18 protein-coding genes are annotated in these 26,630 nt (G+C 49.4%); 2 read left to right on the plus strand and 16 right to left on the minus strand.

The features are described from left to right. Positions 1–163: 163 nt before the first annotated feature. The 5 genes from PAEVO_RS19585 to PAEVO_RS19605 form a co-directional block, all read right to left on the minus strand. A complete protein-coding gene (locus PAEVO_RS19585; protein WP_165789687.1) occupies positions 164–4,942 on the minus strand; it encodes a polysaccharide lyase family 8 super-sandwich domain-containing protein in 4,779 nt (1,592 codons plus the stop codon). A 239-nt stretch (positions 4,943–5,181) separates the two neighbouring features. Next, positions 5,182–6,228: a glycoside hydrolase family 130 protein gene (locus tag PAEVO_RS19590; RefSeq protein ID WP_100539049.1), complete on the minus strand. Its 1,047-nt coding sequence runs from the start codon at positions 6,226–6,228 to the stop codon at positions 5,182–5,184. A gap of 32 nt (positions 6,229–6,260) precedes the next feature. After that, complete coding sequence (locus PAEVO_RS19595; RefSeq protein WP_100539050.1) at positions 6,261–7,793, minus strand: ABC transporter substrate-binding protein; 1,533 nt, start codon at positions 7,791–7,793, stop codon at positions 6,261–6,263. An 82-nt stretch (positions 7,794–7,875) separates the two neighbouring features. Then, positions 7,876–8,760, minus strand: coding sequence for a carbohydrate ABC transporter permease (locus PAEVO_RS19600; RefSeq protein WP_100539051.1), 885 nt, complete (start codon positions 8,758–8,760; stop codon positions 7,876–7,878). Between the two features lie 9 nt (positions 8,761–8,769). Beyond that, positions 8,770–9,708, minus strand: coding sequence for an ABC transporter permease (locus PAEVO_RS19605; protein ID WP_100539052.1), 939 nt, complete (start codon positions 9,706–9,708; stop codon positions 8,770–8,772). A 307-nt stretch (positions 9,709–10,015) separates the two neighbouring features. On the opposite strand from PAEVO_RS19605, the gene PAEVO_RS19610 reads away from it, so the two are divergent. Together PAEVO_RS19610 and PAEVO_RS19615 are read left to right on the plus strand one after the other, a co-directional pair. Further along, positions 10,016–12,283, plus strand: coding sequence for an AraC family transcriptional regulator (locus tag PAEVO_RS19610; protein ID WP_165789688.1), 2,268 nt, complete (start codon positions 10,016–10,018; stop codon positions 12,281–12,283). A gap of 122 nt (positions 12,284–12,405) precedes the next feature. Further along, on the plus strand, positions 12,406–14,736 hold the full coding sequence (locus PAEVO_RS19615; RefSeq protein ID WP_100539054.1) for a helix-turn-helix domain-containing protein: 2,331 nt from the start codon (positions 12,406–12,408) through the stop codon (positions 14,734–14,736). Between the two features lie 261 nt (positions 14,737–14,997). On the opposite strand, the gene PAEVO_RS19620 is transcribed toward PAEVO_RS19615, so the two are convergent. From PAEVO_RS19620 to PAEVO_RS19670, 11 genes are all read right to left on the minus strand, one after another. Then, the gene (locus tag PAEVO_RS19620; protein ID WP_100539055.1) at positions 14,998–15,183 is read right to left on the minus strand and encodes a hypothetical protein; all 186 of its coding nucleotides are present in this window, start codon (positions 15,181–15,183) and stop codon (positions 14,998–15,000) included. A 272-nt stretch (positions 15,184–15,455) separates the two neighbouring features. Beyond that, positions 15,456–17,324, minus strand: a complete 1,869-nt coding sequence (locus PAEVO_RS19625) for a DUF6382 domain-containing protein (RefSeq protein WP_100539056.1) — start codon at positions 17,322–17,324, stop codon at positions 15,456–15,458. A gap of 13 nt (positions 17,325–17,337) precedes the next feature. After that, complete coding sequence (locus PAEVO_RS19630; RefSeq protein ID WP_100539057.1) at positions 17,338–17,850, minus strand: A24 family peptidase; 513 nt, start codon at positions 17,848–17,850, stop codon at positions 17,338–17,340. A 239-nt stretch (positions 17,851–18,089) separates the two neighbouring features. After that, positions 18,090–19,076: a TadE/TadG family type IV pilus assembly protein gene (locus PAEVO_RS19635; protein WP_243390828.1), complete on the minus strand. Its 987-nt coding sequence runs from the start codon at positions 19,074–19,076 to the stop codon at positions 18,090–18,092. 16 nt (positions 19,077–19,092) lie between these two features. Further along, a complete protein-coding gene (locus PAEVO_RS19640) occupies positions 19,093–21,324 on the minus strand; it encodes a hypothetical protein (RefSeq protein ID WP_100539058.1) in 2,232 nt (743 codons plus the stop codon). Between the two features lie 2 nt (positions 21,325–21,326). Continuing rightward, a complete protein-coding gene (locus PAEVO_RS19645) occupies positions 21,327–22,001 on the minus strand; it encodes a TadE family protein (RefSeq protein WP_100539059.1) in 675 nt (224 codons plus the stop codon). Next, a complete protein-coding gene (locus PAEVO_RS19650) occupies positions 21,994–22,185 on the minus strand; it encodes a Flp1 family type IVb pilin (RefSeq protein WP_076324651.1) in 192 nt (63 codons plus the stop codon). The genes PAEVO_RS19645 and PAEVO_RS19650 overlap by 8 nt, the downstream gene beginning before the upstream one ends. Positions 22,186–22,205: 20 nt before the next feature. Then, entirely contained in the window at positions 22,206–23,078 is an 873-nt protein-coding gene (locus PAEVO_RS19655) for a type II secretion system F family protein (protein WP_100539060.1), read from the minus strand. Between the two features lie 15 nt (positions 23,079–23,093). Next, positions 23,094–23,951, minus strand: coding sequence for a type II secretion system F family protein (locus PAEVO_RS19660; RefSeq protein ID WP_100539061.1), 858 nt, complete (start codon positions 23,949–23,951; stop codon positions 23,094–23,096). Further along, positions 23,948–25,198 (minus strand): TadA family conjugal transfer-associated ATPase, encoded by a 1,251-nt coding sequence (locus PAEVO_RS19665; protein ID WP_100539062.1) that lies wholly within the window; start codon positions 25,196–25,198, stop codon positions 23,948–23,950. Before PAEVO_RS19665 ends, PAEVO_RS19660 begins: the two co-directional genes overlap by 4 nt. After that, entirely contained in the window at positions 25,198–26,352 is a 1,155-nt protein-coding gene (locus tag PAEVO_RS19670) for a P-loop NTPase family protein (protein WP_100539063.1), read from the minus strand. Before PAEVO_RS19670 ends, PAEVO_RS19665 begins: the two co-directional genes overlap by 1 nt. Positions 26,353–26,630: the final 278 nt, after the last annotated feature.

The following is a 26,630-nucleotide window of genomic DNA, read 5'->3' on the forward strand; positions in this document are numbered from 1 at the left end:
AATCGAATGGCTGGAACACGCCCACTCCCATTTTTTCACCTGACAATGTGACACATTTTCGTCCAATTTTTCCGCAAAGGTCTTAAGAAACACTTGAACACGAGTACAGGCACAGCATGAGGAACTTATCTGTTCCTACGCTGTGCCTGCTGTTAGCTCTGTTTTAGTGTTCTGTACCAAGCTCCAATATCCGCACCAATATGGTCACTGCTTCCGCCCGGGTCGCAGTACCGTTCGGAACGAACTTATTGTCGCCGCGGCCGCTCATGACGCCCAGCTTGCGAACCGCTTCAATCGCGCCTTTCGCCCATTTCGGGATATCCTTATCGTCCGCGAAGCCGGTCGTTGCGCCTGCTTCATCAGACAGGTGAAGCGCTCTAGCGATCATCGACGCCATTTCCGCGCGGGTAATACGCGCATTCGGCCGGATGCTGCCGTCCGCGTACCCGCTCACAATACCTGCTTCAACCGCATTCGCGATCGCTTGCTTCGCCCATCCGCCGATTTTGGCCTCGTCCGTAAACGCAGCCGCTGAACCTGCTCCTTCCAGCTTAAGCGCATTGGCCAGCATGACCGTAAACTCGGCGCGGGTAATGGCGGCATTCGGCTTGAACGTTCCATCCGGATAGCCGCTGACAAGCTTCATGCCCGCCGCGCTCAGGATGGCGCTCTTCGCCCAATGTCTCTCTATGTCAGTGAACGATGGCGCCGGCTCGTTCGGTTCGCCGCTTTCGACCTTCTTCTCGCCTACAGCCATGACCGCAAACTTGGTGAAGTGATCCACCTCGGCCGTAATTCGATCGCCTTTCACGACGCCGCCTATTTCAATCCATACTTTCTTTGCTTCGTCATAGTAGAAGATAGCAACTCTTTGATTGTCTCCTATGAGAGACGGATCGAACTTCATCGAGATGACGATCGGCTTCTTGAAGTTTCCAGCCATATTTTTCGTCAATTCAAAGACGTTGCTGACCAGCGTTTCCTTATCGAATACGAGGTTTGCCGTACTGAGCAGCTTCTCGATCTCAATGCGCAGCTCTTGCTCCGCCGCTCCTGCGCCTACCGTAAGGATAACTTCGTTATCGAGACTGACCTCGCCGGTCCTGCCGCTCGGAATAAGGATGATGCCGTTGGCCGATTTGATAACGGAAGTATCAATGCCACTGCCTGTGCCGCTGCCGCTGACCGGCGCCCCTGGTAGCGGATCCTTCGGCGTCTCCGGTTGCGAAGCCTTCGGCGTCGCCGTCACGGCAGTGGAGAACTTGCTCTCGCCCCCTGCTCCCACGGCTTTCACTGAGAACGCGTATCGTGTGCCGTTCGTCAGGCCGGTTACTGTGTATGCGGTTTCTGTGACGTTCGCCTGCACATGCTCCCAATCGGCCGGATCCACCGGAGCCGTAGACCCTGCATACTTGTAAACGACATAGCGATCCGCTCCAGCCACGGCATCCCAACTCAGCGAAACTTTCCGGTCGTCCGCCAAAGCGGCAAGATGAGCCGGCGCTGCCGGAACCTGCGACAATGTCGAATTCGGGGTCGCCGTCACGGCCATGGAGAAATCACTCTCGCCTCTCGCATCTACGGCTTTCACCGTAAACGCATAGCTCGTTCCGTTCGTCAACCCGGTTACCGTATACGTGGCTTCCGTTACGCTGGCTTGAGCCAGCTGCCAGTTGCCCGGATCGGCCGGCGCCGCCATGCCTTCATATTGGTATACGGAATAGGTGACGCTTTCCGCCGAAGCGTCCCATCTTAAGGTTACGGATCGATCACCGGGCGCAGCCGTCAAATTCGCAGGCGAAGCCGGAACAGATACTTCATCCGGCGACGGGATCACTTCGTTCGACGGCGCGGACGAGGCCGATTCCCATTTGCCGTTCCTTGCGATCACCGTAAAGGTATACGCCGTACCGTTCGTCAGACCGGTGACGGTGATTGGGCTGTCCGAACCTTCCGCCGTCGCAACAGCTTCTCCGTTTGCCCACGCGGTTACTTTATAGCCTGTAATTTCGCTTCCGCCGGTATTAATCGGCGCGGCAAAGCTTACCTCAGCGGACCCGTCATGACCGACGGCATGCACATCGGCAGGTGCGTCCGGAGCGGTAGCAAGAGCCGAATATACTCTAAATTCCCAGAGCGAGTAGCCGTATGTGGTCCCTCTTTTCGTGCCATACATCTGAACGTATCTGGCATTCACGGGTTCGAAGGAGATTCTATCGATTCCGCCGTCTCCGGTTGTGGTGCTGTAAACTGTAGTCCAATTCGTCGCGTCGTCGGAAACCTGAATTTGGTACGCCTTTCCATACGCATCTTCCCAATGTAGAGCGACCTCCTGGATCGACCTGCTAGAGCCAAGATCGACATAGATCCACTGCGGATCGGAATAGTTAGATCCCCAACGGGTACTAATTGAGCCATCGACTGCATAACCGGGCCCCACGTTCGCGGCTTTGGACGAGCTTGCCACTACCGGCTTGCCTTCTGCAAGATTGGGCGGTACTGCTTCATAAACGTTAAATTCATGAAGTGAGTAGCCATTTCCGGTACCCTGCTGAACCCCTTGCATACGAACGTACCTGGCACTGACCGGACTGAATGAAATGTCTTCGATTCCGCCTTCACCCGTCGTCGTTGAGTAAACATCCTTCCAGGTGACAGCATCGTCCGATACTTGAATTTTATAACTTTTCCCGTACGCTTTCTCCCAATTTAGCCTAACTTTATGGATCAAAAATTGATTTTGCAAATCAACATAAATCCATTCATTATCCGAATCGTTTGAACTCCAATACGAGGTTCTGTAGAGATCCGTAGCCTTCGAGGCATATAAGTTGTCTTTGCTGGATGAAGCGGTCGCTCCTTTACTGTAAGCGAGATCGAATCCGCTGTCGTCGATGGAGGCTCCCTCATTCAAAGTCATGCTTCGGCCTGTGAACGTATCCTTGCCGAGCGTATAGCTTGTCGTGGATGTTTCTCCGTTCCGATCCAGCGTCACGTTCACGGTAATCCCCGGTGTTTCGGGATTGGCGACCGAAATACGGACAGGTGCTGAAGATTCGTCAACGATAACCATGGCGGGTTGATCTACTGTGACAATCAAACCGTCTCTCACCGTCACCGTTCCGGGTTGATAAAACAGCAACTCCGCAATTCCCAGAGACATATGCCGGACAGCCTGGACGGACGATGTATTCGAAAGAATACTTATCGGGTTGTCGCTCGCGTAGCTGCTGACCTCTTCGGAGGTTTTGTTCGGCAATACAATGTATTGGTAGGAAGCGTTTGTGGGTTTCACGCCATGATCGAGCCAAATCGAAAAAATCGGCTTGGTCATCGCCTCCGTTGAACTTCCCGAGATGACGTCGCTCCATTTTCCGGTTTTCGTCTCCCGTTTTACTTGAAAATCCGTCGGAATCGGGAATATATAGCCGATATGATCGTTATAGGCCCAGCGTCCGCCCGTTTGCATCGTTCCGTCTGCTATCGGATTGCCATCTACGAGAACTTCGCCTATCGCCTGACTTTGGTTCAATGTCGTGTGGATCGCCGCGGTATTCGTTGAAGCGATTCCTGCACCAAGCGCCACCATTTCATCATCGAAAAAGAAGTAGCCTTTCTTTCCGCTTGTATTCAGCTTGTTAAAATCAAATGCGGTGGCCCCATAACGCTCATTTGTCACTCCGCCTACAAACGTTTTGGGATTGTTGAAATTCCCGTCTTTCGTGAGTGCGTACGGAGCCGTCGTACCGGGAACATGGGCCCAGTCCATCAACGGGTAAACGGGTCTGTATTCGTCGCCGGTTCTCTGAATGGCGGTGGCGCCTTGCGGCGTCCAGTACAACAGGTTATATCCGCTGGGATGAATCGTTCTCCATTCGCCGCCTTTAACCGTGCTGGAGGCCATCTTGACCGTAATTCCGTAGTCAGTTCGCATATGGGAGGAAACAAGCGTCTGCCATTGCGTCATATTGCTCACGTCCAGTCCGTTGCTCGTGTTCGTGCCGATCATGCGAATATTGTCAAGGAAACTGGCAAACTCCGCAGCCCGCTTCGGATTGGCCGTCTGCATCCATTGCAACGGATCTTCATAGAAGGTCAAAGCCGCGCTCGCATAATCCGGCCAATCAGGTCCATTCATCCCCATGCCCAAATCGGCAACATCGCCTCTCACGAGATACCTGGTGCCGTCCAACAAATATGACGATAACGAATCAATCGCCGCCTCGCTGTACGAGAACGCGGTGCCCGAGGTAATGTAGGCCCAGAATGACATATCTCTGGCAAAGCTTCTTCCATAGCCCGTCGTATAATTCGTTTTGCCATGCATGAAAAAAGACATGTCCGACTGGATTCCCGTCACCGTCGTAGTCACATTCGACAGTACGTTAAACGCATTCACGGCGTTCCGAACGATCTGGGCATCCTCCAGCAGTAAGCCCCGGTACATATAATTTTGATTGTACCAGGACGAATTGGCTCCATCGACAGTGTGTGGGCTGCTGTCTAACGTGCCGATAATATTGGAGACTTGCGTTGCCGATAAATATCCTTCACATAGAAGCGCAATTTTTTCCAGCCTTAGTTGTTTGCCGATTCCGGTCTCCCACCAGTTGGTTGAAGTCGGCTTTACCGTGAACCAATAATCCAGCGCCTTTTGAATACCATCTAACAGCGTTGCACTATGATAGTTTGGATCATTCGGGTCAGCAAACGCCTGCGCCATCGACTGCATCCGGTCTAAGGCAAGGTAGGGCGACCAACCTCTCCCATTGGCGGCGGAAGTTGTACTCGTGTAATCGACATCGCCCCAGCTTCCATCAGGGTTTTGATTGGATAAATAAGTACCTGCCTGTGATTTGAAGGTCCATTCGACCCGACCGTTCGTTCCGTCATTTATAATATCTTTGGAGATGTAAAAATCAACCATACGCTTTTTCATCATTTTCATATCAGCGATCTCTTGAGAAGCATTCGTTTCCTCGGGAGTGCTCGCCGATACGGGCGAGTATAAAAATATCGATGATATCATTAAACAAACCGTAGTAAGACATATCCACCTCTTTACAAACCTTTGCCTTGGGTTAGCCATTCTCATACTCCTCCTTGTTAAGCTCAAAAAGTTGTTGATAACGCTTTCACATTAATGGATTGAAGAAGGCAGCAAAAACTGCCCTCAACCCTTCAAATAAACGTACTATATATAACCTCCAAGGGGATGTCCACTATAGCCATCACTTCGTCCGCGGCACCGTAATACATGCGGATCGTTTGATCTAGTAAAATGGCTCCGCACGAAAACACGACCTCGCCGAAAAATCCATTCACCTCATATGCAGCTTCCGGCTCCAATACCGGTACACGAGATCTTGCTATCACCTTGGCCGGGTCTTTCAAGTCGAGCAGCACTGCGCCCATACAATAGCGATGCTTGCTGTCCGCGCCGTGGTACAGCCCAAGCCAGCCGCGTTCGGTTCGAATCGGAACCGCGCCGCCGCCCATACGAGCCGAATCCCAGCCTTGTTCGCTTAACCCCATCAGGAAGCGATGGTTCCCCCAATGTATGAGATCGGGCGATTCGGCAATCCACATCTCGGGGGAACCGAACGACTTCGGCACCGGACGGTGCAAAGCGTAGTATTTGCCGTTAATTTTCTCCGGGAATATCATGACGTCCTTATTTTCGGGAGCGAGCATAAGCCCGTGACGCTTGAATGTTCGAAAATCCCGGGTCTCCGCCAGGCCAACGCCAACGCCGCGAGCGGAGGCGGAGCTGTAAGTGATATAATACATGTCCCCGATTTGGGTCACGCGCGGATCTTCAATCCCCCACGCTTCCAGAGCGTGTTCCGGAAACAAGGCCGGCTGAGGCTCGATGTCGAAATGAACGCCATCCTTGCTTCGCGCCACCCGCAGATGGGATAAAGATGTGAGCATGACCGTTCGTCCGTCCCTTACTACGAAGCGCGAGTCGGAGAAATCATAGCTCGGATCGGCCTTGTCGTAGTGCTCTATAAGTACATCGGTGCCCGTTTCGTTAAGCCGTGGGACGAGCACTTCGTCCCCCCGGTCCGATACCGGCGCTTCCGAAACGCGCAGCAACAGAATAATTTCATCCCGTACTTGCGCAACGCCTGCATTAAACGCTCCAAGCACTTGAAAGTTGGGGCGGGAGGGTGCAACGTCCCGGGTCCGTATAACAGGATTTTGCGCGCAGCGTTTTACGTTCATGTGAGATACCTCTTTCCGTCTTTCAATGATTGTTATTTACCGGATGTAACGGCGTCGATTTGCGCTTGAATTTCATCGATCACTTTTTGTCCGCCGAGGCTCGCCATTTTTTCCTCCAGCGTCGCCTTCCCTTCATCCGCAGACAGCACACCTTGACTAAGCGGCAGGAAAACCGAATCGTGAAGCGGCGTAATTTTGGCATATTCCGTCTTCACCTTTTCAGCGTTAAAGCTGAAACCTGACGTCGGACTAAGCGTGAAATTAGCCGGGTCGGCGGAGAAGTCGAACCACTTCTTGTCATCCGGCATCATCGTATCCGGCGTGCGGTTTAGCGTTGGCCGCCAGGTCAGCACAAAGCCGGGGAACGAATAGTTGGACAGCACCTTATAGCTCGTATCGCCGACAGGCTCCCAGTCCTTCCCTTGAATGCCGTATTCCATCAAATCGTGGTTTTCCTTAATGGATAACCAATTGACTACGTCCAGAGCCAAATCGCTGTGCTTGGATGAAGTCGGAATGCAAAGGAAATTCCATTGCTGGAAAGCGGTATACGGCTTGGCCTTATCGCCGTTTGGAACGAAAACCTCAAGCTTGTCGCTGCCATCCTTCAGCATATCCGAATATTTCAATCCCTCCACACCGTCAGCCGCATAGTAGGTTGCCGCATATTTGCCCTGTTTGAACAATGTTTCCGCATTTTGCTCCTGCGCGATATTTTTGGAAATGATGCCATCCTTGTAGTATTTGGTGACGCGTTCATAACCATCGGCAATCATCGGGCTTGCCCATTGACCGACAACTTTCTTGTCCTTGGTTGAATAGGAGAACATGCTGACGCCGATTTCCAGCACTTCATCGAGCGCCAGATTAGCGGATTCGCTCAGGATAAATGGAAGTTTATCGGCTTTGATGCCGTTAATGACGAAGGGTCTGACGTCCTTCTCGTTTTCCTTGACCGTATACAAAAATTTCTCCAGATCTTCGAGCGTTTTCAACTCGGAAAATCCGTATTTCTCGCGCAAATCTTTGCGGATAAGCAGGCCGTATACCGGGCCTTGGGTGGTGCCAAGAGGAATGCCCATAATTTTGCCGTCGAATTTGTTATATTCCCACATTTCATCGGGAATGGACGCTTTAAGCTCCGGACGCTCGGCCACCATGGCATCCAGTTCCAGCAAAGAATTGCTGGCGATCATCTGATTCATCGACAACCATGGGGCATCCAAATACATATCGAAATCTTCCCCGGCAGACATCTTCACAGATACCGCATTCCCGTAATCGGACCACGGCAAGAAATTGATATTCAAGGCCGCTCCGACGTTGTCCGCTTTCAATTTGTCATTGACCGCCTGCAGCACATCGTCAAAGCCAGCCGGCTTATCCCCCGGGAAATAAGCTTTCAGCGTCACCGTTTCCTTCGGTGCGGATGTAGTGCTTTCCGTATTCGTTGGTGAATTCCCTTTATTGCCGCCTGTCTCCGTTTTGCCTCCGCAGCCCGCCAGCATCAATGACAAAGCCAATACTGTGGTCGTCACCGCGCCAAACCATTTTTTCAATCTCATTTCGTTAACCTCCCTCTATATAATGAAGAAAAAAGTATCTATGATTAACCGGGCTGATCCGGTTAATGCCGGAACTCCTCGATTACCCTTTGACAGCTCCTACCGTTAGACCTTTGACAAAATACTTTTGAAGCAAGGGATACAGCAAGACAATCGGGCCGATCGTCAGCACGGTTGTCGCCATCCGCACGCCATAGGTTGGTGGCGTTACGGCAATGGCTGCCGAGGCGGGAATGAGATTTCTGGCGGCCTCCATATTGGATACCATCCGGCGCAGAATCAATTGCAGCGGGAACAGCTTCTCATTATCCACGAACATCAATCCCATAAACCAGTCATTCCAGTAGTTCAGGGCATAAAAGAGACCGACGGAAGCCAGAATCGGCTTCGAGATCGGTATCATAATTTGAAAGAAAATTCTCATCTCATTCGCTCCGTCAATTCTTGCGGCTTCCTCCAATTCCTCGGGAATTGTGCGGAAGAAACTGACAAGCAAAAAGACGAGGAACGGCTGGCATAATAATGTTAAAATAAGCACCCAAACGGTATTTTGCAAATGCAGCCACTGACTGACCACAATATAAAACGGAATGATGCCCCCGGAAAAAAGCATAGGCAAATAGCAAAAAATCAGAAAAGGCGTTTGCAGGACATTCCGCTTGTTAGCCAGAGAATAGCCGAGCATTGCGGAAATGCACAGCGCGCTTAATGCGCCTACGGCGGTGATAAAAATCGTGACCGCATAGCCGCTCAGCAGCACATCCGATTGCAAAACCGCTTTATAAGCGTCCAGCGATAATTTTTGCGGAAATAAAGTATACCCATGCGCAATCAGTTCCCCCTCGTCCGTAAACGATCCGATAATCATCAGCAGAAAAGGAAACAGACAAAATAAGGTGAACAATAAAATGAACGTATAGGCAAATACCGTAAAAGTTCGATCCGCAGCACTCTGTTTCTGTCTCATCGTTACCTCCTAGAATAAAGCGGATTCTTTAGACACCCTTCGGGTTATCCAGTTGGCGGCAATGACGAAGATCAGACCCATAACCGACTGGAACAGGCCAACCGCCGAAGACATGCCGAAGTCATGCAACTGTCTCATGGAGCGGAATACGAAGGTGTCGATGACGTCGGTAGTCGGATACAGCAAGGAATTGTCTCCAATGATGGCATAGATCATGGCAAAGTCCCCGTTGAAAATCTTGCCTACGGCCAGCAAAGTCATGATCATCACAGTAGGAACGAGCAACGGCAGCGTAATGCGCAACACAATCTGCAGCTTAGACGCCCCGTCAATCCGGGCAGCCTCGTACAAATCCTCCGATATGCCGGTAATCGCGGCCAGAAAAATAATCGAAAGATAACCGGCTCCTTGCCATACGCGGATCACCGTCAGAATGAAAGGCCACAGCTTCGACTCAAACATCCAGTTGACCGGTTCCAAGCCGAAACTTTGCAGCCAAGTATTGATCATCGGCTCTTCCCCGCCAAACAAGGATTGGACAATCATTCCTACCACAATCCAGGACATAAAATAAGGAAGAAAAATGAGAGACTGCGAAATTCGTTTGAAATACTTATTGCGAATTTCATTGAACATTAGCGCGATTAATACAGCAGCCGCCGTAGTAAACAAAATGAACAGCATGTTCAGCATCAGCGTGTTGCGCAGTATGACCCAGAAGTCATCTGAAGTAAAAAAATAGTTGAAGTTTTTTAAACCGACCCATTCGCTTCCCGTAATTCCTTTGGCAAAATTATAGTCTTTGAAGGCAATCATAATCCCGTATATGGGAAAATAACTGAACACGAGAAAGAACAGCAGCCCCGGCACGGCCATAGCATAAAGAAAAGGATTACGAACAATATGCTTCAGCACGGGCCGTTTCCTTGCATTAAGTTGATATTGCATAGTTTTACTTCCCCCTTTCATCGAAACAGGCAATCACATTTTCGTCCCGTTATTTATACCTTCACCTTACCGAGCCCTTACCGCAACGACAATTCCAGCAAGCTCCAATTTTTCCTGCAAGCGCAGATTTACGAACTTCCCAAAAACAACACTACCCTCGAAAATAACCGATTCTGCAGACCGGATTGCTCGTTATGCTATAATTAATAATCTGAAAATTATATGCGGGGATTCTAATAACGGGGGATTTAGAGCAATGAAGTTCAGGTTTCCAATTTTCACCTCTCTGAAGCGACATCCTACTTATATGAAACTTATTTTTTATTTTGTCAGTGCAAACGTTCTGGTTCTGGCTATATCTTTTGCGCTGCTCTATTGGCAGTCTTCCAAGACACTTCTGGAAGAGATCGGCGATCATTCCGAATCCTTGCTAGTGAACAGTGCCCGGAACACAGCGCGACTGGTGGAATGGTCTTTGGAATTCAGCTTCTCCTCCAGCGATGACAGTACCCTCAAGGTGAATGCCCTTTCGGATCAATACAGCGATTTTGAAACTTATGAGGTATGGAGACGGCTTATCGACATTAAGAACGCCAATCCGTCTATCGATTCGGTATACCTAATCAACGATTACACAAATACTGTAGTAGATTCCAGACTTGGTTTGAGTGATGCGGAAGCTTTTTACGACCAGGACATTATTAAGCGCTTGCAGGATCCGGCTACAACGGATCACAGCGTTCTCATTCCGAGAGTCTTGTCCATTCCACTTGTCGGGATTAAGGCCAAAGAGGTGATTAGCATCGTAAGATTTTACGAAAAAGGCAGTTCCATCTCGGCTTTCGTTCTGAATATAGATACTGATAATTTAATGACCTTGCTTCAGAACAATTCGAATTATGCGAACAGGTCGGTCACTGTTCTGAATGATCGGGATGAGACGGTTTTTAGCAGCATTCCTTTGAATCAGGAACAAATTGCGGAGCTCAGGAGCCAAGGGAATAAGGGCGAAAGCGGATGGAAGCTGTTTCAGCCCCGCAATCAGGAAGAGCAACTGATGGTTTACGCAGGCTCCTCCATCAAAGGCATTCAGGATTGGACCTTTATCGAAACTATCCCGAAGTCTGTCATTTTGGGAAAAATCACGGTTCTTCGCAACACAAGTTTGATCTTGTTCCTCATTCTGTTCGCAGCATCATTGACCGTTATCGTTCTGATTTCCAAACGGGTGTACTCGCCTATTCAAGAACTGATCAGCAGAGTGATGCGGCAGCATCAAGCGGAAAAGCCCGGCGAAGGATCCAGCGCAAATGAACTTGACTACTTATCCCATGTGTTTACAGCCCAACACAAGCAGATTTATGAACTGACCGAGCACTGGCGGCATACTAAAATTCTGGGTAGGGAGCGGTTTTTACGGGATTTTCTGGGGGGGATCTACCATACGGCAGAGGAAATATGCTCTCAATTTCAAGAATGGGGAATTGCTCTGCCGGAAGATCAGCTATCGGTAGCCATCTTCCGGATCGACCACTTCTCGGAATTTACGGAGACCTACCCGGAGAAAGACCGGCGTCTACTCCGATTTGCAATGTCCAATATTATCCAGGAGTCGCTGCAATTTTCCAAGCACAAGCTGCAAACGGTGGACATGGGGAACGATCACGTGGCGGTTGTCTTATCGGCTCCATTGTCCGAGGAATTTGCGAAGAAGCTGCAAGTATCTAAGCAGTTAGTGGAGCAGTATTTGTCAATCGGCACGACCGTCGCTTGGGGTAGGACGTTGCCCAGCCTGACCGACATGCATGAGGTATATATGGAGACGTATGAACTAACGCACGAACGGTTCCGATTCGGGCACGGAGCGCTCATCATGAAAGCATGGCTGGCCGACGCGCCAGGAGAACTGTATCATTTGCCTGTGGACAAAGAACGGCAGATCGCTCAGGCTCTTCCCAAGGGTAACGCGGATATAGTTCTGGAAATCATACGCTCAGCCGTGGTCAAGCTGCGGGGACTGCCCTATTTTGAATGTAAAATGTCGTTGATTACCTTGTTTATGGACATACGCCGGCTCATGCAGGAGCACTCCAGTCAGCCGCTGCCCCATTCATGGGGGCTGACTTCCATCGAGAATCAGATCATACAGCAAGAGACGATGGAAAACGTAGTGCCTTGGATGGAAGCGCTTATAATCAAGACGCTTGAAGACATTGAGGCTGCCCGCAGTCTGTCCAAAAACGCGGCCCTGATCGAGCAGGCGGACCAGTTCATTGAAAAACAATTAACCGATTCGAACTTGTCCGCAAAAATGCTGGCCGACCAGTTGGGTCTGTCCGTGAACTATTTCCGCAGTTTGTATAAAGCGGAGACAAACCAGTCGGTTACGGAGAAGATATCGGAGAAGCGCCTAAATTACATTTGTCAGGAGTTGCTTGCCTCCGACTCGCCGATTGAGCCGATCATCCAGAAATACGGATTTTCGTCGCTTAACACGTTTTATTCCATCTTCAAAAAGGTGTATGGAATGACGCCAGCCCAATATCGGAGGATACATAAGAATGGACAGTATTGACATGCGGCTCAAACCTTTCAAATAAACGGACTGACTTTCATTTTTGCGTGAAGGAGTACCTTTTTAGCCATATATGTCCTATAGTGAAGTGGTTATATTAACGGCATTGGGAGGAATTCTTCATGCGGAACACCATGAATCGGCTTGTTCGATACAAGGCGTTTCAAAAACTTACAATTTCATATTTCCTGCTCGTTCTACTAACCGTCAGCCTGCTGTCCGGCGTCCTCTTCCTTCTCTTCTCCAAAAGCGCCGTCAAGGAGATCGATCGCAATTCCAAAGCCATGTTATCCCAAATCACTTACGCCTCGGAGGTCGTCTATAACCAAGTCATGACAATCGGTAATGCGCTGCTCATCCAGCCTGAGATCACCTCATTCCTGAATGACACGTTGGAGGACAAGACGAACAATTATCGGATATTTCAACAAATGAACCAGATTATAAGTGTGTATCCTTATATTTACAGTGCCGGGATCTACCGGCCTTCTACGGGAACAGCCGTCGATACTGCCGGGCTTCCATTCGACTCCTCGCTCATCACCCTTAGCGCGGAGCGGTACATGGAATTCTATCCACGTAGCTTGACCGTTGCCGACCGCAACAACGATGCGCCGCTTCAGCTCCTGACCTTTCTGCTGTACCCGGATTTTTCATTTAAGACCTCCGACAACCCGCTTATCTATATCAATGTGGAAGAAAAGTCGATTCTGACGACGATCCGCAAAATCAGCAAAACGGATTCCGCCAACAACGTTTTTGTCATCAACAAAGAGGGCAAAGTGCTCTCCCATACCGATTCAAGTTTATTTCTGAACGATTGGTCCGAGGAACAGTATGTGCAGCAAATTCTAAATCAGGACAAGGAAGAGAACAGCTTCACAACAAATATTCAAAATAAAAAGCATCTGGTCACTTATGTGAAGTCGGAGAAAATGGACTGGTATTTTGTAAGCGTTTCCCCTTACTCCGGACTCATCTCCAACATTGACCGTCTCCGCAACGTTACGCTGCTTGTGACAGCCGGGATTGTACTGACAGGTCTGCTGATCTCTATTTTTCTGACCAAGAGCATTTATAGACCGTTATCGACGCTGTTTGAGAAGATCATGCCGGACACGGATTCTCCGGTCTCCGGTTCGCCGTTCATAGATGAATATAAGATGATGGCCGAGGTTTTCCATTCATTGGAGGAACGTGAAAAATCGATGCAATTCGTGATCAACCGCTCTTCCCGAACGATTCGTGAGCATTATCTGCATTCATTGCTCCGGGGTCATCCGCTGGAATATTCAGTTCCGAGCGAATTAATTCGGGATATCGACGAGAAAGTGTCCGGGCCTTATTTTTGCGTGCTTGTATTCAAAATCAATGAGCTGGAACTAACAAGAGGGAGGATGGAGGTGGAGCAGCAGCCGCTGATGCTCTTGCTCTTCGCTCTAGGCAATATTGCAAAAGAGATGCTGGAACATATCGGGGAATGCGATTACCTGATTAGGGGGGGGAATGAAGCTGTCGCAATCCTTCAATGCACGAATAACCAACCGCCAGAGGAGCTCAAGGCTGCCTTGCGCAATATTCAGAGCTTTCTGAACAGTTACTTCAAGGTGACGGTATCCATAGGCATAGGGGATATAAGCCATGGCAGGAAGAATGTACCTTCCTCCTATACTTCGGCGCAGCAGTATGTTAAATACCGGCTGATCTACGGGAAGGAATCGATTCTGGATGCCATAGCGACACGCCCCCATATGATGGCGGCCTTGAGTTATCCGAGCGCCTTCGAGAAGAAGCTAGTCGATGCTGTGCAGTCCGGTAAGCCGGAGCCGATACGGGATGCAATCGAACAATTCGTAGAACAGATCTCTAACGGTTCAATCAATCAGGTGATTACATACAGCATCCAGCTCATGCTATCCTTACTCAAGCACTTTGACTATTTGCAGCATGTGCCCGATTCCAATTTCAACAAGTATCTGGATGCGGTGACCGATATTGAATCCGCCGAACATTTGACGGAAATCAAGGAAACTTTCAATCGCTATTGTTTTAATATCTGCACATTAATCGAAGAGAAGAATCTCTGGATGAATGCCCAGAAGCACAATGTTATCATTGAAAAAGTTCAGAATTACATCCAGGAACATTATGCCGAGCCAAACTTATCTCTGGAACTGGTGTCCAACATTGCCGGCCTGTCGCCAAGCTATTTGGGTAAGCTCTTCAAAAAAGCAACCCGTCAATCGTTCAGTGAATACCTGAATCACACTAGGCTGGAGAAAGCTAGGGATTTGCTTGCTTCCACCCATGAGACTGCAGCCAAAATCAGTGAATCGGTCGGAATGTACAATATCACTTACTTCTCCACTCTATTCAAGAAAAAGTATGGCCTGACTCCTTCCGTCTTCCGCGAGCAGGAGGCAATGAGAGGCAATGAAAGGGCTGGAGAATAAACAAATTAGAGCTTTCGGTTTGCGAGAAAAACTGGTGTTGCAGCTAAATTTCCAGCTCCAGCTATGACAGTGACCTCAATGAGTAGAGTGCTGTTCTCAAGGTACCATACAAAAAGAATTCATTTTTACCTATAGATGATTCTACACAAAAAAGCATCGACTACACGCCACACCAGCATCGCTGGACGAGTTACTCTTGTTGGAGCTTATAAAGCCCCTTCCGGGATTGTCCGTCTGGGCTTCTGGCAGGGGCTATTTACCTTAGCCAGCTAAATTAAATAGATACACCATTATCCCTACAAGCAAAGGTCCTATCACTAAAAACCCGAATATCAGGGCAATAACTTTTAGAGTTCCTGAGATTCCTTTTGACGAGTTCAAGGTGTCTAGTTTATTATTGATTTCTTTTAGCTCTTTCAATATTTCTCTATTTAAATCTTCAGACACATCAAAGTCCTCCTTATACACATGAATCAAAAAACACAAGATGTTTTTTCAATTAATCGTTAACATATACAAAGCTAGTCATGTATAGTTAATCGGTACATTTTACCATAATCATCATACCAGATGTTTTTTATAGATCTAGTAAAAATAAAAAACCAAAGGCCCCTCTAAAAATTAGGGTACACCTTTGGTTTTCTGCAATAATCCGAGTTTTCTCTAAACTTCTTAGAATCATAGCTACGTAAATCTTACTTCTACTATATAATCCCGTATTAATATAAATCCCTGCGCAAGGTAAACGACCATCCCGCAATAATAAAAACATCCCCCTCCATCAAAGGATATTCTTTATAAGGCACCATGGATTCTCCTTTCAACATCGTACCGTTTCTAGAACCCAAATCCTTCAGGACGTACCCTCCGCTTTCGCGCGAAAGCTCGACATGTGCCCGTGAAGTCCCCACTCCCTGCGCGACGAATTGGGCTACGTCGGGAGAACGGCCGATGATGAAATGGGGCTGATGCAGTTCTATCCGCTGTGGGGTGGCTGTATTCGGTTCGTTTAGTTCGAGGTAAACTCCTGCTGAATGTTGCACGGCTGGACGGGCTGCAGCATCCGGACTTAGCAGGACGGTAGCTCCCCCGCCTCCAGAGGATGAAAGCACCTCCGTCCGTTGAGACAAATGGGCATAATAATCCCCCTCTTCCCCATACGAATCCTCTGCCGCAGCTGCTGCCTCAGATGGACGCGAGTAAGCATGGCCCTGCGGAGACTGTGCGGGATATCCCGCTGAATGGTGAACTCTCTCGGAGTTAACTGGAGATTTAGGAACCCGCCATCTCCAATTCTCTTTCCCCTCCTCAAGCTCTGCTGCTGCTTTTCCAGCGTCTGTTTCCGAGTTATCCCCAAGAAGCCCCGATAAAGGATCCGCCTGAAAACGTGGGACGGACTTCCACTTGGAATGCTCCTGCGGGCTAAGCTCCGTTGACTCGAACATTGGCAGGGAACCGGACCAATCGCCGGATCTCCGTGATAGCAGCTGGAGTTTACCTGTCCAGCCAAGCCAGGCTACTGCAGCAAGTAGAATCGTAATCCCAACCGATACCCCCAACATCAGTGGAGAGCGCTGATTCATATACAACAATCTCCAAGCTCCCGCTGCGGCGAGCAAACATCCTAACAAAATATAGGTACGAACCGGTGAAGTCTTGTCATTGTCCGCATCATCTGAATTTGTATCATCCGTATCCGTATCAGGTAACCACGGAGGAGTTGAACCCAAGGGGCTTCGACCCCCATGAGAATTCATTTCCTCGCTCTTGCCCCTCTTCCCAAACATCTCATTCGTACGTTCCGTCAGACCTCGGATTAAACTCTGTTTATCCGTGTGGATGTCACTCTCCGTCTGCGGCATTGCTGTCCGCCCACGAGCCGGTTCTGTAAATGCGAATGCAGGCTTGGAGCCCAAGCTGCTTGATTGACTATCGGTATAGGGAGATCCTTGATTCAGACCTGAAGGCACTGCTGCATTTGCTTGAGTTACAGCACGATGCTCTTCACCCTCTCCAGCTAACAGCTCGACCACGAGCTTCTTTAGTCCCGGCAGATTGAAGCTTTGTTCACTGCAGAACGACATCAGTGCCTGTATCCCTCCCCCTTTTAACTCCGTCACCGATGCAAGCAACCTTGTCATTAGCTCTTTGAGCAAAATCGGAAGACGATTGCTGCTTGCTTCGCTAGCTGCAAGGGGAACATAAGTTAAATATAAAGTGCCAAGATGCAGGGAACCTTCAATAAACAGATAATCCTCATGAAGAATGTAGTTCTCGGGTTGGAGCATATACAACTTGCTGTCCTCCAGAGCGGTGACGATCTGCAGCAGCAATCCAAAATATTCGGTCAGCGTCATTCGCTCACTCTTCAACGCTTGAGACAGCATTTTTTTGCCGGTAATATCATATTCCAACGTTACTTTGTAATCGACTTCTTTCATATGCAGCTTCAGAAAATGAGGGATTCTCGAAGAACGGATCATTCCCAGCTGTACATGATTAAGTTCTGATGATTGGATTCCTTCAGCCCGGTCCAGCACCATCATGGTTCCACCGTTCTGCTTAAAATCCACCTTTAATCCGAGCATAGGCTCCCCCCTCCTATAAGTGAAGTACTACATACGTGCTGATTACGCCAGGAAGGACAGCCATCATAAAGGGGAATCGCAAGTGTTCCTCCTGGCTGTTGCGCCATAGCAACCAGCTCTTCATAACAAAAACTCCGGCGATACTGCCAACGACATTGCGTATTCGCTTCATCGTTTCCCGCCGCCAGAGCAGGATGAGCAACCCGATGACACCGGCAAAAAGGACAGAGTACATGATGCCCTGTAAGGTAAACCATAAGCCGGTCCAGGCACCAATCCCTCCAAACAGCTTAACGTCACCCGCTCCTACAGCTCCTATAAAATACATGATCAACAAGATAAGAAACCCTGCTCCAAGACCCTGCAAAGAAAAGAACAACCCCTTCCACCCGTCCAGAACGCCATGATAGACAGGACCGGACAGCATCGCCGAAACGGTTAATACATTCGGTATTTTCATGGAACGAAGGTCTGTAATGAATGCTGCAATCAGGTAAACGGCACAAATACCAAAGGCAACGGCCACACGTATCAACCTCCCCCGCGCGACTATTCAAAGGAACAGCCTTAATAGAACATTAAATGGATGCACAATGAATTGCTTCTTTGGAAGGACTTTTCCTGGATATTTCTTTGGAACGCTTCTCTTAAAACGCTTCTTAGATTGCTTCTCTTGGACACTTCTTTAGATTGCAAATCCTGGACGCCTTTATAATGCGATTCTTTTTTTGGAACTTTTATTTCATAACCTTACTTTCGAACGCCTCATGAACCCGACCGCGCCACTACCGTAAACGGCACCTCAATCCGCTGCCCGTCTGCTGTCTCTACGACAAACAGCCACGTTCCCGGCGTTGTATTAAAGCCTACATTCCATTCCCACTCGATATAGCCGTTACCGTCCGCGGTTTCCCAACCCAAATATTTAGCCGTACTCTGACCGCTCTTATAATAGACTGACAATTGAGCACTGCTGCCCGGCTCCACTTTTACTTTTACCTTAGCCTGCTTGCTGGCAACGGCCGGATTCGGCTTCTCCAGCAGCTCGATCGCCCCGCTTGTCCCCGAGCCGTCCCCTGAACCCGTTCCTCCTTCACCGGTGTCGCCAATCCATAATCTCTCCTGAGCTTTTGCCTGCAGCACGATGCGTTTGTTCAAGAAAGGAACCCGGATCGGAAGCGCGTAATTCACTTCAATCCCAAAATAAGGACTCGCTCCGCTTTTCAGATTGGGAATGTGAACATTGGACACATGGATTCGATCATAGTCCAGAAGATTATCAGGCATGAACGGTTTCATCATCGGCTTGACCACGGGATCGAGTACGGCTTCCACGGTTTGGTTCTTAAGCTGCTGCAGCGGCTCCTCGCCTGACGCTACAGCTTGCGTGATCCACTCATTAACAGGAGCAGGAAGAGAGTCGCTGTAATTCGAAACCCAATCAGAAAGCGACAATTTGGGAATCTCCCAATGAGATGTGCTTGGTGAGCCTTCTCCTGTCCCACTGCCACCAGCATTGGCCTGTACGGCTAGCGAGACGGGATACATATGAGCCGCTACGGTTTTGACCGTATCCGAAACGGTATTCTGGAGTGCTGTCGATATTAACGTCATTTGCACGATATAAATGAGAAAAATGACAAAAAACATAAACATCGGCAGCACAAGTGCAGCTTCCACCACCACGCTTCCTTGTTCCGATGACGCTTTACCTTTATGGAGAGGTTTCTGTATTACCGATAATCGTTTCATTCAAGTACCCCTAATCCTAATAGGAAAAATCCGCCTTGCGCTTTACCATGTAACGACTTCCCTGAACTTCGTCCCCATCGCTTCCAAATACAACGCCGATCGCTTTCGTCACCCCTGGAAGAAACCATAAACGCATGGCCGTCTTGACCTCTCCTGATGCGTAGGTAAATCGCTCCGCAGGATTGGTGCCGGTGTTCAATCGAATCAACGCCAACATGCGCGATAGCTTCTTCTCGTTATTGCTGTGAATAAACAGAAATATTCGTAAATGATCCCTGTAAGTCAGCTCAACGGGGACATACTTTGATAGTTGAACGCTCCCCTTCTGACACAACTGGATCATATCCTCAATGGCCTTCTCAATCCCATACAGAATCGCTGCCGCCAAAATCGCCAACGGATTTCCCAATTTACTATTCGCAATGAATCCTTCCATCGTCCGGATCGCGAGTCTGGAACCAAATATCTCTGCATAGGCCGCCGAGATATTCCCGGCGGGGTTATGAAATCCATATAGAATGTACTCCACTTCCTGGTTCCCAATGGCGAACTCCTGGATGACATCCCCGCCAGTGTTGGAACCATCAACCATCCCGGTTAAATTCCCAATATCAAAATGCTGATAGTAATGAACGGCGTACTCATTTTGAAACAGTTCATCCCTGACACCGCCAAGCACGTTCCCCATAAATCCAAACATACCATCCATATTATCCATCGCCTGTTTACCGGCATCATACGGATCATCATCCATAGGCTTTCCCTTACTCATACTGTCCGCTTCGGCATTAAATTGAAGACTTTCGTCATAGTACTGCTGGAGTTCACGAAACTCATCCATAATAGCCTGATGTTGTCCATTCAACCCGTTAATTGCCTCCATGACTTTGGATGCCTGCTTCAGCTTCTGATTGGCCTGCTTCTCCATCGCCTTGCGTTCCTTATCCGATGTGCGGAACTGTTCCAATGACGCCTGCTGCCGATCTATAATATTTCCATTGCCTGATACTCCATAATTAGATACAAAGTGCTGTAATGTGCGACTGGCTTCAAGCACCGTTCCCTTCATTCCCTCTCCCCCCAGAGAAGACTGAAGAGTGCTAACCGCTCGTTCAACCTGTTGGTATCGACTCTCCTGGCGATCAATCTCCTGTCGGAAGCCGTTCAAGAATTCATCGCTATGAATTAATTTGTCAGCTTGCTTCCGAATGGATTGAATCATCTCCGCTTCTGCCCCGGATGAATCGTTAGACCCTGGTGTTACGTCATTCGTAACCTGATCATATCCCTTATTAGATGAACGGTTCTCGGAATCCTTGATGACCTGCTTCATCTCTTCATTCAGATTCCTTGCTTCCTCCCATAATTGATGCGAATCCGAGAGAAGCTTGTCATTCTCCCTCTGAACTCGGCTGGCCTCCCTCGAGATCTTTGAGCCAATGGAAGAAATTCCGCTCCGGTAAGCCATGACCAGCAGCGTATACTGTTTTTCCTTAGGAGGCCGGTCTGCATCCTCCTGCTGTTTAGCCTTAAAATCCTCGTATTGTGATGCCACATCAGCGGCGGTATTCATACTGCCCCCCAACGAAATGTCAGAGATCGATTGTGCCGGCGGATCCATAACCAGCTTCGAAAGCCGGATTACATGCTCGCCTGCCTTCCGCTGCTTTGCCAGCATCTCATCCAGCGCCGCTTCCCGCTTGTCATACAATTTGCGAAGCTTCTTAAGGACATCGACCGTATTGGAAGCTTCCTTCAGGGACTGCGATAACGGTTTGAACTTGCCCACTAATTCCAAAGTGAAATCAATCGGCGCTTTATACTTCATATCCTCGATAATCTGCCGGTTGAAGATGTCATAAGTCCCCAGCGGACGCTGCAGCTCAAGCCCCGAGCTATCGAGCTCCATTGCCATTAACCGGAATGCATCGCTACGTTCTCCCGGATTCATGCTGTCATTCAGCACATTGCCCATAATGAGATCGCCGCTGGTGTCTCCAAGGGCAAATAATCCATATTCCTTCTGCAGCTGCGGATCATAGGAGGACATCACGGAGCGTACGGCTGCTCTTGTCAGCCTCTCGCTTTGAACCTTCATCGCCGCTATGCGGGAATAATCAATAAAGATAGCTACAAACATAAATACGGCTGCCAGGGCGATAATCAAAAAAACAGATACAGATCCATCAGACGATCGGCCCCCGTCTCTCCTTCTCCGATTAGACCGCGCTTTCCCATGCTTCGTCATGACTATCGCGAACCTCCGAACTTTTGTAGAACTTCTCCAGCGGCTGCCTTATCCGTTCCATTTCTCCCGCCTTGAAACTTCGATCCGTAATATCGCATTAGATCCACCGAACGAATAAACTCTACAGGATCAACTACGATCGACTGTGCGCTGACCTTGATCTGGCCTCCATCGTCCAATATTCGACTCAGCGGCGTCAGAGTTACCTGCTCATTTAACGAAGTCGTTACTTTTCGAATGAGCAGCTGATTTGTATAACGCATCTCTCCCGCCATGCTAGCGGGCACAGCCGTGCCGCCCTTGGACAGCTTAAGCTCGGGCAATTTTCCGCCCTCAGCCTCCCCTTGCGGCAGTGTAATCGACCTCGTACTGTCTCCCCCTACCAAACCAAATAGAGTTCCGACTACGTTATCTTCCGTTAACCGCCAATATAACGAATCATATTGTCCCTGCTCTACGGATCCCGTAGCTGCGAACTTGTGGCTGTTGTCCCAGCTATACGCGGTCCTTTCGGAAGCCGCGGCCGATGCCTGAACCAGCATCGACTGCTGGTAGATATACAAGCATAGGAACAGAAGCAATACCGTCACCATCAGTACGATGGGAAGAACCAGGGAGGCTTCCACCGTGAAGCTCCCTGTCTCGTCCTTCCATCTTCTCGGCAGCCGTTTACTCAAGGAACTCTTTACTCTTGTTGTTCACGTTTTTAAACAAGTTGTTCACCAAGGCCGTAATCTGATCTTTAAATATAAGCGCGATAATCAAAATAACGACTAGGATCAGGATCATCTCCAGCGTTCCGATCCCTTTCTCATCCTTCCAAAAAGCTTTCATCCCGTTCTTTGCCATGCTTAACATCATATTTCATACACCGGTCCCTTCTACATGTTCATCATCATAAATGCAGGCGCTCCGAGCAAAACAATCACGATCATGAAAATGACCACCATTGGCAGCACCAGCTTTGAGGAGGCCTGCTCGCCCCTTGTTCTTGCAATGGCCTTGCGCTTCTCCCACAGCACGCGGGACAAATCCCGCAGTGCCAGGACAAAGTCATTCCCGCCGCGCCGAAAATTAAGCAGGACGGTTGTTGTAAATATCGATACCTCCTGAACGCCGCACCGTTTATTGAACTGCTCGAAGGCTTGCTGGAACGGATGTCCTCCCTCCCATTCAAGCACCATTCGCTTCAGCTCGACATACAAAGGATGGTTCATGTCTTTATTCCGCTCTACACAATGAATGACCGCCCGCTGCACGGTCTCACCGGCGCCAACAAGCAGCACAATCTTGTTTAAAAGCTCCGGCAGCTCCATCACGATATCCTGCTCGCGCAGTGTGACCTTTTTATGAAGGTCCTTTACCAAAGCGACGGGCAGCAATGCACCCAATCCCAATCCGGCCAGAAGTCCGAGTACATCCCCCAACAGCAATGTCCACAGGCAGCCACCGATCAAAATAAGCCATGTATACGCAAGTGCCTCGGCCATAAACAATAACGTCATTTCTGTGCTGTGCCGCAATCCATGGATCTTCTGAACGGAACCCTGCATCCGGTAGAATACAATTGGAAGGCGCATCGGAACCTTTCCCCGCTCGAGCAGAAACAACAGAGGCGGTGCTAACCGCTGCAGCCTAAGACCTTCCATTGGCACTTTGCCAAGACGATGGTGCCGTTCGCCACACATTTGATTCAGCACCACCCAACCACCCACAAGCAGAACCATCAGCGCGCCGGATATCCATGTCAGCATGCCCGCCTCACCTCCTTACACCTTGATATTCATCATTTTGGTGATCCATAAGAAACAGCCTCCTAGAGCCGCCAGTGCAAAAGTAGAGATTAAGATCCCCGATCCGCTATACATGGACTCCATATAATCGGGAGATGTCATATTCATGAACAGCAGCAGGAGGAACGGCGCTGCAAGAAGCGCCTTGGATTCAAACCTCTTCTGGGCGATCATGACGGATATCTCCTGCTGAATATCCAGCTTTTCTCCGATGACAGAAGAGGTTCTGCGCACGACTTCAACCAGATCACCGCCTGTTCGTTTGCAAGTCGAGAAGACATCGGCAAAATTCGTCAGATCCTCCATCCCCACTCTTCGTGCAAAATCCTGCAAAGCAGTTTCAATAGGCTCGCCGTACTCCAAACGGGACACAATGACTTTGAGTTCAAAGATCATATCACTATGGCCTCCTGGATCCAGCAGCAGCAAATCCTGTACCGCGTCCCTGAACCCATTCTCCACGGAGCGGCCAGCCGACAGAGATGAGGACAAGGAATACAGAGCTTGCTTGAAGTGAAGATTCAGCGTCTTGCGCCTCCGTTCCAGCATAAACCGTCGCCAAAATTTAGGGACCGTCAGACCTCCCGTTCCAAGCAGCAGCGACAAAATCAGATTGTGATAAAACAGATAACCGATGCAGAAAAACAAAAGGCCGCCAAGGATGACACATGCTGTTCTCTGTCTCAGCGAGAGATGATAGACGCCGTAATCCGGGAGAGTGTTGGTTCGAGCTGGGGTAGCTTGCTCACGCTTTCCAGCCCCCTTACTCCTCTTGATCACCCGCTCGCCTTGACCCTCTTCAGGCGTCAAGACCGAACCGCCAGATCGCTTCATGGCGTCACCTCCATCATCTTCTGCAGCGGCCAAGTCGTAATCCCGGCCATATGAAGCTTGTCCGCCGATTGAAGCGGGTTGCCGCAAGGCTCAAGAGACCCAATCACCCGGCCGCCTGATTCACCCTTCTCGCAGAACCGGTACAGCGGATTCAGTAACACCTCGCCGCCCTCCATTCCAATCACTTCACTAATCTCCGTTACGCGCCGCGATCGGTCCCTAAGCCGGGATAAATGAACGAAAATATCAATCGCCGAGCTAATCTGCTGACGGACTACGCCGATCGGAAGATCCGCACCGCTCAGCACCATCGTTTCCAAACGGCTGATCATGTCCTGCGTGCTGTTGGCGTGCCCCGTCGACAGACTTCCGTCATGCCCCGTATTCATCGCCTGCAGCATATCCAGCGCCTCGCTGCCTCGTACCTCGCCCACCACGATCCGATTTGGACGCATCCGCAGGGAGGAACGAATCAGATCGCGTATCGCGATTTCCCCCCGGCCTTCCGTGTTGGCATTCCGGGTCTCCAGCGACACAAGATTCGGAACCGTCACGATCTTCAATTCCGCCGAATCCTCGATCGTGATGACACGTTCATCAGGCGGAATATACTGCGATAATGCATTCAGAAAAGTCGTCTTCCCCGAACCCGTCCCTCCGCCTATAAAAATATTGTATTTACCCTTAACCAGGATCCGTAGCTGCTCCGCCGCCTCTTCTGTTAGGGCGCCCCTTCCAACCAGGTCATCCATCGTCATCGGCGATTCCGGAAACTTCCGGATCGTCATGCTCGGCCCTTTCAGCGCGATGGGCGGGAGCACGATATTAACCCGCGAGCCATCCTTCAATCTGGCGTCAACGATGGGCGTCGATTCATTCACCACCCGGTTTACCGTACCGACAATGCTCTGAATGATATCCTCCAGCCGGCTCTGAGACTCGAATTGGAGCGCCAGCTTCTTGACCTCGCCATCCTGTTCAATGAATATGTCCTGGTGGCTGTTAATCATAATTTCCGTAATTGTTGGGTTATCCACTAATGGTTGAAGCACATCCAACCCGCGAAATGAATCAAATACCCTGCGCACCAGCCTCCGCTTCTCAGCGGCTGTCAGCTCCATGAGCTCGCGTCTCCTCCACACCATTTCCTCGATGCGGGCCATCAATTCCGAATTGTTAATGCTCGTACTCATGTCAAGCTCGGAACGAATCTGGTCACGAACCGACTTAAACGGATCCTCCATCATCACTGCCCACCACCCGCATGAACCGGCATGATACCCGTGCCCTCCAGCAGCTGCTGGCAAAGCTTCAATACCTCCCTTTGATAGATGGGTGAGGACAACAGCAGTTCTTCCCGATGGAGCTGTTTCCATGAAGGAATATAAGGCAGTACGCTGTCTATGCTCATATCCTTGCGGGGGAATCCGTTAACAAGCTGTCCTGTGTAACGATTGACAATGAATCGGCTCCGCTTCTTCAGACTTCCGAAAAGCGCGGGAGCCTTGAGCTCCAATTGATCCATCCACACACCGCTTTTATACATACTCATTAGATCATCCAATAAAACCCAGATCAGCACTCCGGCCTGCTCCAGAACCGTCTGCATTCGTTCTTCCATGTACCCCTCGGTATCCACGACAATGGCATCATATGAATTACACGCTGCAAGGGAAGCTAGCAGCAAAGCCGTGTCCTCCATGGTCATCTCCGTGATTTCCTTTACATTGAAGCTGGGCTCAAAGGAATCGCACTTCAGGCCGTGATGTCTGATGATATAAGGGGTTATCGACAACTCATTCCCCGAAGCCGATTCTTGTGACGCCTTAATGTCATACAACAATCTTGAAAAGCTCCCCTCCATGCCCACCGAACCGGAAGAAAATAATGCACTGCTGTTCACCGTCTCCAAATTGAGATAGAACACCTTTAATCCGAGCACGCCCAGCTGCTTCGCCATATTCATGGCTATCGTTGACTTCCCGCTCCCGCTCAGGGGAGATACAATGCCAATCACCGAGGTTGTTCCGACATTCAGTTTCTCCAGCGCCCCACCGCTTCGCTTACAGTGGGTGATGATGACTTCCATCAGCTGAGGCAGCGGTTGATACTTGAATGTACTGCTGCCCCCCTCTAAAAGAGAAGATGATGAATGGCCTTCACTTAGAAGCAGCCAAGGAACCGAAGTCTCCCCCTGGCTAAGCCAACTCTCCAGCATTTCCGTATCCCCCACGACCAGATTCGGCACTTCCCCCACTTCCATATAGTGTAGAAATGAATCCGTGCGCGTAAATGCGGTCACTTGCAGAGCCGTACCATAAGAGCTTCCATGCAAATAATTCAGCAGCGGTTCAACATACCGGGAATCCTGCACTGCCAGCACAAGTCGGGCCGGTATCATAAAGCCAATCCCTCATTTCTGTAACAACGCCAAAAAAGCACCGTCCAAGGCCGCAATATGCGGTCCATGAACGGTGCTTCCGTTGCCTGTTATAATTTGACATTAGAATATCACAATTGCAGCAGAACGGCAAGATTTTATTTTGATATACAGATAGCCCTTAATCACTATTGTCAAAACAAAGATAAATGTCCTACTATATAGGCTTAGAACGAATGTTCTCTATATAGGAACTACTTATATAGAATCAACATTACATAAACTCCTAAACCATCTGA

Source organism: Paenibacillus sp. GM2FR, from assembly GCF_002803325.1.
Classification (GTDB): domain Bacteria; phylum Bacillota; class Bacilli; order Paenibacillales; family Paenibacillaceae; genus Paenibacillus_AQ; species Paenibacillus_AQ lautus.

Coding starts and splice junctions, on each gene's coding strand:
- PAEVO_RS19585 (WP_165789687.1), bottom strand. CDS start 4,942: ATGATGAAAAAGCGTATGGTTGATTTTTACATCTCCAAAGATATTATA.
- PAEVO_RS19590 (WP_100539049.1), bottom strand. CDS start 6,228: ATGAACGTAAAACGCTGCGCGCAAAATCCTGTTATACGGACCCGGGAC.
- PAEVO_RS19595 (WP_100539050.1), bottom strand. CDS start 7,793: ATGAGATTGAAAAAATGGTTTGGCGCGGTGACGACCACAGTATTGGCT.
- PAEVO_RS19600 (WP_100539051.1), bottom strand. CDS start 8,760: ATGAGACAGAAACAGAGTGCTGCGGATCGAACTTTTACGGTATTTGCC.
- PAEVO_RS19605 (WP_100539052.1), bottom strand. CDS start 9,708: ATGCAATATCAACTTAATGCAAGGAAACGGCCCGTGCTGAAGCATATT.
- PAEVO_RS19610 (WP_165789688.1), top strand. CDS start 10,016: ATGAAACTTATTTTTTATTTTGTCAGTGCAAACGTTCTGGTTCTGGCT.
- PAEVO_RS19615 (WP_100539054.1), top strand. CDS start 12,406: ATGCGGAACACCATGAATCGGCTTGTTCGATACAAGGCGTTTCAAAAA.
- PAEVO_RS19625 (WP_100539056.1), bottom strand. CDS start 17,324: ATGCTCGGATTAAAGGTGGATTTTAAGCAGAACGGTGGAACCATGATG.
- PAEVO_RS19635 (WP_243390828.1), bottom strand. CDS start 19,076: ATGAAACGATTATCGGTAATACAGAAACCTCTCCATAAAGGTAAAGCG.
- PAEVO_RS19640 (WP_100539058.1), bottom strand. CDS start 21,324: ATGACGAAGCATGGGAAAGCGCGGTCTAATCGGAGAAGGAGAGACGGG.
- PAEVO_RS19650 (WP_076324651.1), bottom strand. CDS start 22,185: ATGATGTTAAGCATGGCAAAGAACGGGATGAAAGCTTTTTGGAAGGAT.
- PAEVO_RS19655 (WP_100539060.1), bottom strand. CDS start 23,078: ATGCTGACATGGATATCCGGCGCGCTGATGGTTCTGCTTGTGGGTGGT.
- PAEVO_RS19660 (WP_100539061.1), bottom strand. CDS start 23,951: ATGAAGCGATCTGGCGGTTCGGTCTTGACGCCTGAAGAGGGTCAAGGC.
- PAEVO_RS19665 (WP_100539062.1), bottom strand. CDS start 25,198: ATGATGGAGGATCCGTTTAAGTCGGTTCGTGACCAGATTCGTTCCGAG.
- PAEVO_RS19670 (WP_100539063.1), bottom strand. CDS start 26,352: ATGATACCGGCCCGACTTGTGCTGGCAGTGCAGGATTCCCGGTATGTT.